This window comes from Agrilactobacillus composti DSM 18527 = JCM 14202 (genome assembly GCF_001436375.1).
Lineage (GTDB): Bacteria > Bacillota > Bacilli > Lactobacillales > Lactobacillaceae > Agrilactobacillus > Agrilactobacillus composti.
The window spans coordinates 71,805-84,589 of record NZ_AZGA01000070.1 but is presented as its reverse complement, the minus strand read 5'-3'; the positions used below and the strand labels follow the sequence as shown (position 1 = coordinate 84,589).

Below are 12,785 nucleotides of genomic sequence, written 5' to 3'. Positions count from 1 at the left end.
GACACTATGCAATATCCGGAACCAATTGCGAAATTAATTGATAGCTATATGAAATTACCTGGGATTGGCAGTAAAACCGCGACCCGTTTGGCATTTTATACCATCGACATGCCCAAAGAAGACGTGGGTGATTTTGCCAAAAGTCTCATGGCCGCTAAAAACGACCTGCACTATTGTAGTATCTGTGGGAATATCACCGAAGATGATCCCTGCGATATTTGTCGGGATAAAAATCGCGATCAAAGTACAATTATTGTGGTGGAACAGCCAAAAGATGTTATGGCCCTGGAAAAAATGAATGATTATCATGGCCTCTACCACGTGCTCCATGGGGTTTTATCCCCGATGGAGGGCTTGGGGCCAGATGACATTAATATCAAATCTTTAATCCTGCGGCTACAAAAAACACCCGTTAAAGAAGTGATCGTGGCCACTAATGCCACCCCTGAAGGGGAAGCCACGGCCATGTATATTTCCCGCTTGATCAAACCCGCTGGTATTCGGGTGACCCGGCTAGCCCATGGGTTATCTGTGGGCAGTGACATTGAATACGCCGATGAAATGACCTTATTAAAAGCCGTTGAAGGCCGGCAAGAAATGTGAGGAATAGGTTGTGTTTGGAGCAAAGAAACCAACACTGAGACAACAAGCGGATAATAAGTTGTTGGATTTAGCTTTTTACCTGCGCGAGGGGATTTTATCCTACCAAGAAGCGGATATCTTAGCCGCTAATAAACACGCTGAAGCAGATGTGACGCTTTTATTGCAAAAAGCGAAATATGATTTCGTCTATCGCCAAATCCGGGCTCGTAAAATTAAGAGCCAACGGATATCACCAGATATGTTCTTTTAAGGTGTGGCAATTCAATAGGGTTCTAGCAAAATTGATCTTTTGCTGGAGCCCTATTTTCAACTTCCACGCGGTTTTGATTGAAGCCAATGACATTCTCAAGTAAAATAGACCTAACGCTTAGAATAAGGAAGTTGACTATGTCTGGTATATTTATCACATTTGAAGGTCCCGATGGGGTGGGGAAAACATCGGTATTAAAACAACTCATGCCCCGGTTGCAACAAGCTGCTAGGCGACCAATTTTAGAAACAAGAGAACCCGGTGGCAGTAAAATCGCCGAAGAAATTCGCCAGGTTTTGTTAGATGTCCAAAATACGCAAATGGATCATCGTACCGAAGCCTTATTATTTGCGGCGGCTCGCCGCCAACATCTGGTAGAAGTCGTCAATCCCGCTTTAGCGGCTGATAAAATTGTGGTGTCCGATCGCTTTGTGGATAGCTCCGTGGCTTATCAAGGGGCTGGTCACGAAGTGGGAGAACAGGCAGTTTATGACTTGAATTTATTTGCTACCCAAGGTTTGACGCCGGATTTGACGATTCTATTAGATGCCCCGGTGGCAGTTGGTTTGAAACGTATTCAACAGTTTCGCCAGGACCAAAATGATCGCTTAGATCAAGAAACCTTAGCCTTTCATGAACGGGTGCGGGGAGCTTATTTACACTTGCAAGCCCAATATCCACAACGTATTATTAAAATAGATGCCACAAAGCCCTTAGCTGAAGTGGTGACGAATTGTTTTATCACCATCCAACAGCACTGGCCGCAAGACTTTACGGAGGAGATAGTATGAAATTAATTTTAGCGATTGTCCAAGATAAAGATGCCAATACCTTAAGTAATGAATTTATTAATGTTAATGTACAAGCCACCAAGTTATCCACCACCGGGGGCTTTTTGAAGTCAGGCAATACCACTTTCATCATTGGGGTAGACGATGAACGGGTGGATGAAGTGTTAAAAATCATCAAGGAAACTTCCCATGCCCGGGAACAATTTATGGCACCACCGGTGAACGTAGATGTCACCGGGGATTCGGCCATGTCTTATCCGATTGAGGTACAAGTGGGCGGGGCCACGGTCTTTGTCTTGCCCGTCGAACAATTCCATCGTTTCTAGTCATGAGTTTATTAATTGAAAAATTACAGCCTCGATTAGTGAAACAATTTCAGGGCATCATTCAAAATCAACATTTAGCCCAGGGGTATTTATTTGCTGGGGCACCAGGGACTGGAAAAAAAGAATTAGCCCAGTGGTTGGCGTTGCGCCTGTTTTGTCAAAATCTGCAGGCTGGCAAACCCTGCGGCCAATGTCCGGAGTGTCAGCGGATCATCAGCGGTAATCATCCTGATGTGATCCAGATCGCCCCAGAAAAGCAGACCATTAAAGTCGAAGCGATTCGTTACTTAAAAAATGAATTGTATAAAACCGGGATGGAAGGCGCCAAGCGGGTGTTCATTATTCAAGAGGCTGAAAAAATGTCCGTGAATGCCAGCAATAGTTTATTGAAGTTTCTGGAAGAGCCTGCCAGTGATGCGTTGATCATTTTGACCACCACGGCTAAATCTCAGATCTTACCCACTATTCGTTCCCGGATGCAAATCATTGATTTTCACGGCATCAAAGCCACGGCGGCATTTGAACGCTTTACGGCGCTAGGGATGACCCCCGCAAATGCCCAATTATTGAGCCTCTTGACCCGGGATTATCAACAAGCCCAAACGTGGCTGGTTACGGATAGTTTTAACCAATTGTTAAAGGGCGTTTTACATTGGTTTCATAAAGTTCTGCAAGCTGATTCTGAGGCCTTTGTACTGGTGCAGACCCAAGTTGTGGCCAATGCCAAAAATACCGCTGATCAGCAATTAGCTTTTGAAATGATTATAAATTTTTATGATTTTTTGCTGGTGCTCAGGTATGATAAGAGTAGAACTATTGAAAATTCAGATTTGAACAAGCTGGTGACGGCTGCGATGAATCTGTCGGATCAACAGTTAATGACACAGTTAAGTCTTGTTTTAGATATTCAAAAGCAATTACGTGTCAATGTGAGCTTTGAGAATGTCTTAGAGGCTTTAACGCTGAAAATTTTGGCGGTCTAAAACTTAGAGGTGAAGACAATGGATTTATTTCATATCAGATTCAATGGTGATAGTGCAAACAAATTATGTATTTCAGAACAGCGTTTTAATATAGATGATCAAGTCGTGGTCTTATACGGACACGCCCAAATTTTGGCGCAAGTGACCGCGCTGGTCCAAGCCGACATTGCCCCGGAAGATATTCCGGTAAATGTGTTGAAAATTAAACATTTGGCGACCCCAGCTGATTTGGCCTTAGATGCGGATAATCAAACTGAGGCTGATGCAGCGCTGGCAGTCGCCCAGGAAAAATCCGACAAGCATGACTTAAAGATGAAATTGATCGCTTCAGAGTATTCTTTAGATCGACAGAAATTGATTTTTTATTTCACAGCGGATAAACGCGTGGACTTCCGGGAGTTGGTCCGGGATCTGGCGGCGATTTATAAAACCCGGATCGAATTGCGTCAAATTGGTGTGCGGGATGAAGCCAAGATTTTAGGGGGCATTGGGCCTTGTGGCCGTCAGCTTTGCTGCAGTACATTTTTAGGCGAGTTTGTACCGGTGTCCATTAAAATGGCCAAGGATCAAAACTTATCTTTAAATCCCACTAAAATATCCGGTCTGTGTGGGCGGTTAATGTGTTGTTTACAATATGAGGATGCTGTCTATGAAGCCGCAAAGGCTAAGTTGCCAGACTATGGCGATACTGTCGTCACGGAAGAAGGCCGCGGCCGGGTCGTCGGTTTAAACTTCTTGTCAGATATCGTCAAAGTGCAATTACAAGGCCATACGGTACCCATGGATTATACAAGCGATGAAGTCAAACAGGTGTAATGAATATTTTAATCAAGGGGTGTAATTTTGAAAGATAAAGATCTGTACGATCGACTGCAAGACCTTGAATCTGCTCAAGAACATCAGTTAAATAGTCTCCATGAATTAAAAGAGAGCTTGGAAAATATCCTTGAACAAAATAGCGAATTGAAAATTGAAAACCAACATTTGCGCGCCCATTTGCAAGAATTAGACACCGACACATCGCCTGTTGCAGCCAGTGCAGATAGTCAAAGCGGTGAGAAGACCTTGTCTAAATCCCGGCAAAACTTGGAAAAATTGTATAATGAGGGTTTTCATGTTTGTCGTTATTTTTATGGCTCTCGTCGGGAGAAAAATGATGCCTGTGCTTTTTGTCTCGATGTTATTTTTGGAGAACACGGGGATCATGATCATAGAAAATGAGGATTTTGTCACATGTCAGAGTTAACTTCAGCTTCAACCGGTACGTTATATTTAGTGCCCACCCCAATTGGTAACTTAGCAGATATGACCTTCAGGGCGGTGCAGGTCTTAAAATCAGTGGCTTATATTGCGGCGGAAGACACCCGAAATACGCAAAAGTTATTGAATCATTTTGAGATCACCACTAAACAAATATCTTTTCATGAACATAATACCATGGCCCGCATCCCCCAATTCTTGACCTTGTTAAAAGCGGGGGATGACATTGCCCAGGTTTCGGATGCGGGGATGCCCTCCATTAGTGACCCGGGCAAAGAATTGGTTCAAGCTTGTATTCAAGCTGGTATCAAAGTGACGCCGCTACCTGGGGCCAATGCGGCCCTAACGGCATTGATCGCCTCAGGTTTAACGCCGCAACCCTTTTATTTTTGGGGCTTTTTGCCGCGGAAACCAAAAGCCCAACAAGCAGTCCTGCAACAGCTTAGTACCAATGAGGCCACGACCATGTTTTATGAAAGCCCCTTTCGGCTGTTGAAAACATTGGCCAATATGGCAACCGTTTTTGGGCCTGAACGCCAAGTGGTGCTAGCCCGGGAGTTGACCAAGCGTTATGAAGAGTTTATTCGAGGCACCATTGAACAAGTCAGTGCAACCATGGCCCAGCGGACCATCAAAGGTGAATTTGTGATTTTAGTGGCCGGGGTCAAACCAACGGCGGTGCCCCCTGCGGACTTGACGGATGCTGAAATTCGCCAAGCCGTGGCCGACTTGATCACAGCAGGCAGTAAGCCCAATGCGGCTATTAAAGCCATTGCCCAAGAAACGGCCCGTCAAAAACAAGATATTTACAAAATTTTTCATCAATTGTGATGACCAAATGAGGCGAGTTATGGAACGGCAAATTTTTGAAGTGCATAAGAAAGTGCCATTTTATGAAGTGAATACGTTAAATGAGTGGCATCTTTCCGCCATGTTAAATGGCATGTTAGCGGTGGCTGACGATCAATTAGATGCCACTGGTGCCGGGGATACCATGATGCATGACTTAAACATGGGCTGGGTCATCACCCAGTATCATTTTGATATCAAGCGTTTTCCCGTCAGCAAAGAACCCGTGACCATGACGTCTTGGGCGGATAGTTATAATCAATTCTTTTTCTATCGGGATTATGCCCTGAAAGATGCCCAGGGTGAGGAATTGGTCCACATCAAATCCAGTTGGGTCATGATGAGTTTTGCCACCCGGAAAATGGTGCGGGTCAATCCCGACATTGTTAAAAAGATTCAGGCGCCTCAGGTTCGTGGCGTTAAGAAATTTTTACGCATTCCCCAAAAAGATTATAGCCAAGCGATTCATAAACCTTATCGGGTCCGCTATTTTGATATTGATGCCAATCAACATGTGAATAACGTGCATTATTTTGATTGGATGCTGGATACTTTAGATATGGACTTTTTGACCAAGTATGTCATTGATACCGTGGATATTCGCTATGAACGGGAAATCCACTATGGCAGTGTGCCAGAAAGTTATGTGCTGCAAGAACCAGATCCTGAGGGGACTGGCATCACCACCTTTCATGCCATTAAAACTGGTGATGAATTAAACACCGAGTGTCAGCTCCATTGGCACTTGCGAAAAGCCTAAAAAATCCGCCGTGAAATCAAGTCTGACTTCACGGCGGATTTTTGCGGATTTAAGAGACAGCGTCACTTAAGTAGTGGCGAATTTCGGCTGGGGATTTACCAGCACTGAGGCCCACTAATAACTTGATGCGGGCTTTGGGGCCGTTTAAGCCACGGCAGTAAATGATGCCCATTTTTTCCAATTGGACCCCGCCGCCTTCGTATTCATAAACTGCTTGGGCCACCCCGTTAAAGCAACGGGAGACTAATACCACGGGAATACCCAAGTCCAAGATCTGCCGCAGGGCAGGCAGGGTTTGTGGGGGCATATTGCCGGCCCCTAAGGCTTCTAAAACCAGTCCGTTGGTGTTGGGGTTGGCAATGGCTTCTAGCAGTTGGGCATCCATGCCGGCGTAAGCTTTCACCAGATAGACCCGATCCACCACGTGATCTAAGGCCACATTTTCTTGGGTGATCAATTCTTGGAAGAATTGGACTTTATGTTGCGCCACTAAACCAATGGGGCCAAAGGTGGGGGTTCTAAAGGTGGACACATTGGTGGTATGGGTTTTGGTAACGTAGCGGGCGGTATGGACTTCGTCGTTCATCACCACTAAAACGCCCTTGCCCCGAGATTGGGGGGAAGCTGCCGTCCAAACGGCACTCATGAAGTTATACAGGCCATCAGAGCCAATTTCATTAGATGAACGCATGGCACCAGTCACCACCACGGGGATGGTATCTGGTAAGGTTAGATCTAAGAAATAAGCTGTTTCTTCCAGGGTATCAGTCCCGTGGGTCACTACGACCCCATCAATGCCGGCAGCTTCGGCCTGTAAAATTCGGTCGTGGAGTTGGAGCATGCGCTGCATGGACATGTGGGGGGATGGTAGGTTAAAAATCTCCTCAGAGGTCAGGTTGATTTGATGGTCAAATAATTGATCGTAATTGTCGTCTAATAAGGGATTGCTCTTGTTTAAAGAGACTTCACCAGCTGTATTTTGGGACATAGAGATCGTGCCGCCAGTATGTAGTGCTAGAATTTTTTTCATAAAGTTAAGCTTCCTTTCTCTAGTTATTCTACAGAACAAAACCCAGGCTGCCAACTGCTAAATCCACACAAAGCCCTCATTTTGATGTAAAATATAGATATCACATATTTTATGGAGGCCAAAGTCATGAAGATTGCGTTAATTGCCCACGATGCCAAGAAGGATTTAATCGTTAAGCTGGCCACTGCTTATGAACCGATTTTAAAACAGCATGAATTATATGCTACCGGGACCACCGGTAAACGGATCATGGCAGCGACCGATTTAAAAATCCATCGGATGAAATCTGGGCCCCTGGGTGGGGATCAGCAGATTGGGGCTTTGATCTCAGAGGGGGCCATTGATTTGGTGATCTTCTTAAGAGATCCGCTGACTGCTCAACCCCACGAACCAGATGTCAATGCCTTGATTCGCCTCAGTGATGTCTATGAGATTCCACTGGCCACCAATATTGGTACGGCTGAGATGTTATTGCGGGGGGTAAAAGCTGGCTTTTTAGACTGGCGTAAAATTGTCGATGATATGAAAGAACGACCAATAAACCTTTAACCTTTTAATTAACTGCGATTCGTGATAAATTATGGGGTAACCTTGAAAATAAAGTCTGGATGATTAAGTATATGTATGAATTAGCAATTGATACCTCCAACCGCCCTTTGAGTGTGGCGGTGGTGGATGAAACAACTGTTTTGGCAAGCTTTGAAACCAATCATAAACTCACCCACAGTGAGACGCTGATGCCTGCTGTTGACCAAGTATTAAAGGCCAGTGGGTTAAGTATTGGCGACATAGATCGTTTTGCGGTGGCTATGGGACCGGGGTCTTATACGGGGATTCGCATTGGCGTTACCACTGCTAAGACGCTGGCTTGGACGTTGGCTAAGCCGTTGGTCGGCTTATCTAGTCTCCAAGTTTTAGCTAGCAATGTCACCCCCAGTACCAAACTATTGGTACCCATTATGGATGCCCGGCGGGACAATGTTTTTGCGGGTATTTATCAATGGGCTTTAGGGCAAGAACAGCAATTATTAAATGTTTTACAAGATCAACATTTGGCATTGACCCAATTATTAGCTGAAATCAAGGCTTTAGGGCAACCGGCAATTTTCATGGGGGCGGTGAAACCGTTTCGGCAACAGATTTTTGCGGCATTAGGGCAACAAGCTGAATTTGCCACACCTTTTAACGATTTACCCCATGCTGCCAATTTAGCCATGCTAGCTTGGCAGGCTGATCCAGTGGCAGATATTCATAGTTTTACCCCGAACTATTTGAGAAAGACGGAAGCAGAAGTTAACTGGCTAAAAGATCATGAAGGTGAAGGACATGGGCCTTATGTTCAGGAAGTTTAAATCTTTATTTCGCAGTGATGGCCATGACATTGCCATTGAGTTTGAGGACCAAATGATCCTACTTGATGGCCGTCAGTTTAGTTTAAATCGGGCCAAATATGCGGATATTGACGAAATGTTAGAGCTGGAACGTAGTATTTACGCTGGCGAAACCCCCTGGGATCGCATGGCTTTTTTAAGTGAGTTACGTAAAACCGACTTATCCTTATATTTGGTTTTAAGAGATGGCAGTCGGCTAGTGGGTTTTATTGGCTGCTGGTTTACCAAAAACGAAAGCCACATCACCAATATTGCCATCGCCAGTGCCTATCAAAATCAAGGGATTGGGCGTTTTTTGATGCAATATATGATCAACATGGCGCGTTCCTTTGGCAGCTTTGCCATGACTTTAGAAGTCCGGACCAATAATGATCCCGCTAAGCATTTGTATCACAGCTTAGGCTTTACGGATGGAAAAGTGAAGCGGGGTTATTATGTGATGGACCATGCCGATGCCATGGATATGCGGCTAGATTTAACGGCAGATTTTTCAACACCAGAGGAGAATAATTTTTGAGTTCAACAAGAGAATTAATTTTAGCAATTGAATCAAGTTGTGATGAAACTAGTGTGGCCGTCGTTTTAGATGGCCATATTATTTTGAGTAATATTATTGCCACCCAGATCAATTCCCATAAACGCTTTGGCGGAGTCGTCCCAGAGATTGCCAGCCGCCACCATGTGGAAGCTATCACGATTTGCGCCCAAGAGGCCTTAGAACAGGCTCAAGTAGCCTATTCGGATTTAACAGCTGTGGCCGTCACTTATGGCCCGGGGTTAGTAGGGGCATTATTGATTGGTATTTCGGCGGCTAAAGCAATTGCTTATGCCCACCAATTACCCTTGATCCCCGTGAACCATATGGCTGGGCATATGTATGCGGCCGCTTTTGTGACCGAATTACATTATCCCTTGTTAGCTTTGTTGGTTTCTGGGGGACATACGGAATTGGTCTACATGAAAGCCGCGGGTGAATTCGAAATTGTGGGGGATACCAGAGACGATGCTGTGGGAGAAGCCTATGACAAAGTGGGCCGGGTTTTAGGGGTCCCTTATCCTGCTGGGAAAACCATTGATGAAATGGCCCACCAAGGCCAAGATACCTTTAATTTTCCCAGAGCCATGTTGCAAGAACATAACTTAGACTTTAGTTTTAGTGGTTTAAAGAGTGCCTTTATCAATACGGTGCATCATGCGGATCAAAAGCAAGAAACTTTGAACGCCAATGATTTAGCCGCTAGTTTTCAAGCTAGTTGCACCGATATTTTAGTGGGCAAAACCCTAGAAGCCCTGGCCAAATTTCCCGTGCAACAATTGATTGTCGCTGGCGGCGTGGCGGCTAATTTAGGTCTGCGGGAACAATTAAAGGCCGCTTTAACGGCTAATCAGCTGGACACGGAATTGATCTTCCCACCGCTGCGTTTATGTGGCGATAATGGGGCCATGATTGGCGCAGCTGCCCATGTGATGTTGGCTCGCAAGGAACCCTTTGCTGGCCTAGATTTAAATGCGGATCCTAGTTTGTCCTTTGACTATGGGGAAGCTGTTGAAGTATAAAAATGACAATTTCGTAAAAAAACCATCACATATTCTTCATACTTTTTGGATACTATAATGATGTCAAATAAATACTTCCTCCCAAGACGCATTATTTGACACCTCAATTCAATAAGACTTTTTCATTTTTCTTCCTCCCAGTCGTAGTCGTCCCCCAAGCGGCTATGACCAAAAAAGGCTGAAATCCAATTTCGGATTTCAGCCTTTTTTGTTTGGTTTTTGTTGTCTAGTAGTGCAATTGATAACTGATGGTATGCGTCACGGTTTCATCAGCTGGAATTGTTTCATCCCCAAATTGTGGATTCTTGGTGGTATCGGGTAAGTTTTGGGCTTCTAGGGCAACGCCTAAATAAGGCTTACCTACACCGTTGGTTTTAATAAATTTTTCAGCGGGATTCATGGTATTGGCCGTGTAAACTACTAGGCCATTACGATCAGAAGTCACGTCTATAAAACGGCCATTGGTGGGATCACTTAAAGTGGCGATGGTAGTGTTTGGCGTCACTTTAAATAAATCATCTAAACCTTGGTGCGGGGTGTCTTTCAAAGCGTCAATGGCTTGACCTAAATTGGCACCCTTTTGGAAATCAAAGGCTGTGTTGGCCACATCCAGGAATTTACCAGTAGGGGCGTTAACTGAATCTAATTCAAGATATTGGCTAGCGTTCACTTGCAGGTCATGATCAAAAATATCGTCTTTAGTTCCCAAATTGAAGTAAGTGTGTACGGTGGGGTTAAACAAGGAAGTTTCTGTGGCTGTGCCGGCAAAGGTAATGGTAATGGTATCATCAGCACTTAACGTATAAGTAATGGACACATCTAAATCACCAGGATAACCATCGACGCTTCCTTGTTGCAAGCGGTGGAAGGCGATGGCAGGTTGACCAGCTTGGGTGATGATACTGCCGGACCAGACAGCCTTAGAGAAACCGTGGGGGCCGCCATGTAAAGTCGTGGGACCTTCGTTGGTAGGCAGTTGCACGGTTTTACCATCAATGATCACTTTCCCTTGGCTGATCCGACCGGCAGTCCGGCCTACAGCCATGCACAAGTAAGTGGGACTTTGGGCATAGTCGCGGGCCTTAGGGAAGTTTAAGACCAAGTTATCAAAGCCACCAGCTTTAGTAGGCACTAAGATCTTATAAATCAAAGCACCATAGTTTAAGGTGCTCAGGCTAACGCCGTGGGCATTGGTCAGGGTATATTCAAAGATATCATGACCTTCATAAGTTTCAAACGGGGTGACAGTTGCCGTAATATTTTGTGTCATATGTACAAACCTCCAAATTTTGATTGAAACACAACAAGTAATTGGTACGGACAAAAAATGATGAAACATTAAAAAAGCAGATAAATACTGGCAAATGAAACATTTCCCTTGAAATAAATTTCCTCACAATATAACATAGAAAATGGAAACTTTTGATGGGAACGGTTTTTATTCAAAGAAAATGGATCAATAAATTAATGATGCTTGGGGATTACTATGGAAAAAAAGTATTTAACAGTTAAAGAAAAATTGAAAGACAGTATTCTTTCCGGGACTTACAAGATACACGACAAACTACCAACGGAAACGGAACTCATCGAAAAGTTCAATGTGTCACGTTATACAGTTCGCCGGGCAGTGGGGGAACTTGAAGACGAACATTTCATTTACCGGATCCAAGGTGGTGGCATGTTTGTTCAGGATTGGCATAAAAATTGGACACCTGCTAAAGAACGCAAAATTATTGGGATCATCACCACCCATATTGCCGATTATATCTTTCCAAATATCATTTCCGGGATTGATCGGGTGATTTCTGAGAAGGGGTACTCCTTACTGATCAGCAATACCCACAACAATCACGACAAAGAGCGGAAGAGTTTGATCAGCATGCTGGATTCCCGGGTAGCGGCTTTGATCATTGAACCTACCCAAAGTGCTTTGGAAAATCCCAACATGGATCTATACCACGAAATTGAAGCCAATGAGATACCGACAATTTTCATCAATGCCGTCTACCCAAACTTAAAGTTTCCAGCAATTACCACTGATGATAAGGTGGCGGAGAAAAAACTCATTGAATTTCTATTTGGCTTAGGTCATGAAAGTATCCTGGGCATTTTTCAAGTTGATGATATTCAAGGGATTCATCGGATGAACGGTTTTGTAGAAGCCTACCAAAGTCGACCGGAGATTTCCTTTAAGAGCAATTTGATCATTTATCAATCTGGGGAACCCCTGGCTAATATTTTGGCGAAGATGGACCTCTACTTGAAACTGGCAGATCGCCCTACGGCTATTGCTTGTTACAATGATCAATTAGCCATTGAAGTCATGGATCATTTGAAATCAAAACAGGTCCATATTCCCGGGGATGTGTCCGTTGTGGGCTTTGATGATTATCAAATGTCCCGGTTCATCAATCCTAGTTTAACCACAGTGAGTCATCAAAAAGAAAAAATGGGTGAAGATGCTGGCAAAATGGTTTTAGCCCTACTAGCCAAAGAAAAAGTTTCCTCCATCGAGTACGAAGCTTCTCTGGTGAAACGCCATTCCGCCAAACCAGTTGCTAAATCTTAAGCTAAGTCCTAGTACTGTCGTCAAGTTGAATCTTGGCGACAGTATTTTTTTGCGTTATTTATGCAGTTAAATGATTAAGCGCTTCCTAAACGGTTCAAATTATAAAGTAGTTATGCTAATAAATCAACAGTTCTAAAAAATCAGGTGATAAGTGGCCAAAAATTCATCCTAATATCTTAGAAAATGATGCAAAAGGAACCTAAAAAAAAGCTTTATCGAAAAACTTTTTGTCTGGTTTAGCCTACACGGTACTGGTGTCACAACGTTTTCATAAATCAGTTTTCAAATTGGTACGAATAAATCAAAAAAGTGTTGATTTATTCGAATAAATAAAGTACACTTTACTTGTTCAGGAAACGTGGAAGCGCTTGTAAAAGTTCTTTTACAATTCCGATCCAAATGGCAATTCACAAATT

16 protein-coding genes are annotated in these 12,785 nt (G+C 44.0%); 14 read left to right on the top strand and 2 right to left on the bottom strand.

The genetic code is table 11. The annotated features are described in order from the left end of the window. The first annotated feature begins 6 nt into the window (after window positions 1-6). The 9 genes from recR (at window position 7) to FC83_RS11615 (ending at window position 5,822) form a co-directional block, all read left to right on the top strand. Complete coding sequence (gene recR / locus FC83_RS11655; protein ID WP_057002808.1) at window positions 7-603, top strand: recombination mediator RecR; 597 nt, start codon at window positions 7-9, stop codon at window positions 601-603. 10 nt (window positions 604-613) lie between these two features. Then, on the top strand, window positions 614-853 hold the full coding sequence (locus FC83_RS11650) for a DUF2508 family protein (RefSeq protein WP_035452802.1): 240 nt from the start codon (window positions 614-616) through the stop codon (window positions 851-853). A 137-nt stretch (window positions 854-990) separates the two neighbouring features. Continuing rightward, window positions 991-1,644 (top strand): dTMP kinase, encoded by a 654-nt coding sequence (gene tmk, locus FC83_RS11645; protein WP_035452799.1) that lies wholly within the window; start codon window positions 991-993, stop codon window positions 1,642-1,644. After that, window positions 1,641-1,970 carry a cyclic-di-AMP receptor gene (locus tag FC83_RS11640; RefSeq protein ID WP_035452796.1) on the top strand — a complete coding sequence of 110 codons (330 nt, stop codon included), beginning with the start codon at window positions 1,641-1,643 and terminating at the stop codon, window positions 1,968-1,970. Before tmk ends, FC83_RS11640 begins: the two co-directional genes overlap by 4 nt. A 38-nt stretch (window positions 1,971-2,008) precedes the next feature. Then, entirely contained in the window at window positions 2,009-2,953 is a 945-nt protein-coding gene (holB, locus tag FC83_RS17105; protein ID WP_235184277.1) for a DNA polymerase III subunit delta', read from the top strand. An 18-nt stretch (window positions 2,954-2,971) separates the two neighbouring features. Further along, window positions 2,972-3,769: a PSP1 domain-containing protein gene (locus FC83_RS17100; RefSeq protein WP_035452790.1), complete on the top strand. Its 798-nt coding sequence runs from the start codon at window positions 2,972-2,974 to the stop codon at window positions 3,767-3,769. 27 nt (window positions 3,770-3,796) lie between these two features. Next, complete coding sequence (locus FC83_RS11625; RefSeq protein ID WP_035452787.1) at window positions 3,797-4,174, top strand: DNA replication initiation control protein YabA; 378 nt, start codon at window positions 3,797-3,799, stop codon at window positions 4,172-4,174. Window positions 4,175-4,186: 12 nt separating this feature from the next. After that, window positions 4,187-5,044 (top strand): 16S rRNA (cytidine(1402)-2'-O)-methyltransferase, encoded by an 858-nt coding sequence (rsmI, locus tag FC83_RS11620; protein WP_035452784.1) that lies wholly within the window; start codon window positions 4,187-4,189, stop codon window positions 5,042-5,044. 19 nt (window positions 5,045-5,063) lie between these two features. Further along, window positions 5,064-5,822: an acyl-[acyl-carrier-protein] thioesterase gene (locus FC83_RS11615; protein WP_035452782.1), complete on the top strand. Its 759-nt coding sequence runs from the start codon at window positions 5,064-5,066 to the stop codon at window positions 5,820-5,822. A 49-nt stretch (window positions 5,823-5,871) separates the two neighbouring features. Here FC83_RS11615 and FC83_RS11610 read toward each other — a convergent pair whose 3' ends face one another. Next, window positions 5,872-6,852 carry an asparaginase gene (locus tag FC83_RS11610; protein WP_057002807.1) on the bottom strand — a complete coding sequence of 327 codons (981 nt, stop codon included), beginning with the start codon at window positions 6,850-6,852 and terminating at the stop codon, window positions 5,872-5,874. 126 nt (window positions 6,853-6,978) lie between these two features. Between FC83_RS11610 and mgsA the strand changes: the two genes are divergently transcribed. The 4 genes from mgsA to tsaD all read left to right on the top strand — a co-directional run bounded on the left by mgsA (window position 6,979) and on the right by tsaD (window position 9,800). Beyond that, complete coding sequence (mgsA, locus tag FC83_RS11605) at window positions 6,979-7,401, top strand: methylglyoxal synthase (RefSeq protein WP_035452778.1); 423 nt, start codon at window positions 6,979-6,981, stop codon at window positions 7,399-7,401. Between the two features lie 71 nt (window positions 7,402-7,472). After that, a complete protein-coding gene (gene tsaB / locus FC83_RS11600; RefSeq protein WP_035452776.1) occupies window positions 7,473-8,204 on the top strand; it encodes a tRNA (adenosine(37)-N6)-threonylcarbamoyltransferase complex dimerization subunit type 1 TsaB in 732 nt (243 codons plus the stop codon). Then, entirely contained in the window at window positions 8,188-8,760 is a 573-nt protein-coding gene (gene rimI, locus FC83_RS11595) for a ribosomal protein S18-alanine N-acetyltransferase (RefSeq protein WP_035452774.1), read from the top strand. The genes tsaB and rimI overlap by 17 nt, the downstream gene beginning before the upstream one ends. Continuing rightward, window positions 8,757-9,800, top strand: coding sequence for a tRNA (adenosine(37)-N6)-threonylcarbamoyltransferase complex transferase subunit TsaD (gene tsaD, locus FC83_RS11590; protein ID WP_057002806.1), 1,044 nt, complete (start codon window positions 8,757-8,759; stop codon window positions 9,798-9,800). The genes rimI and tsaD overlap by 4 nt, the downstream gene beginning before the upstream one ends. A gap of 226 nt (window positions 9,801-10,026) precedes the next feature. Here tsaD and FC83_RS11585 read toward each other — a convergent pair whose 3' ends face one another. Further along, window positions 10,027-11,070, bottom strand: a complete 1,044-nt coding sequence (locus FC83_RS11585) for an aldose epimerase family protein (RefSeq protein WP_035452772.1) — start codon at window positions 11,068-11,070, stop codon at window positions 10,027-10,029. A gap of 216 nt (window positions 11,071-11,286) precedes the next feature. Between FC83_RS11585 and FC83_RS11580 the strand changes: the two genes are divergently transcribed. Then, a complete protein-coding gene (locus tag FC83_RS11580; protein ID WP_035452770.1) occupies window positions 11,287-12,369 on the top strand; it encodes a GntR family transcriptional regulator in 1,083 nt (360 codons plus the stop codon). The last annotated feature ends 416 nt before the right edge of the window (window positions 12,370-12,785 follow it).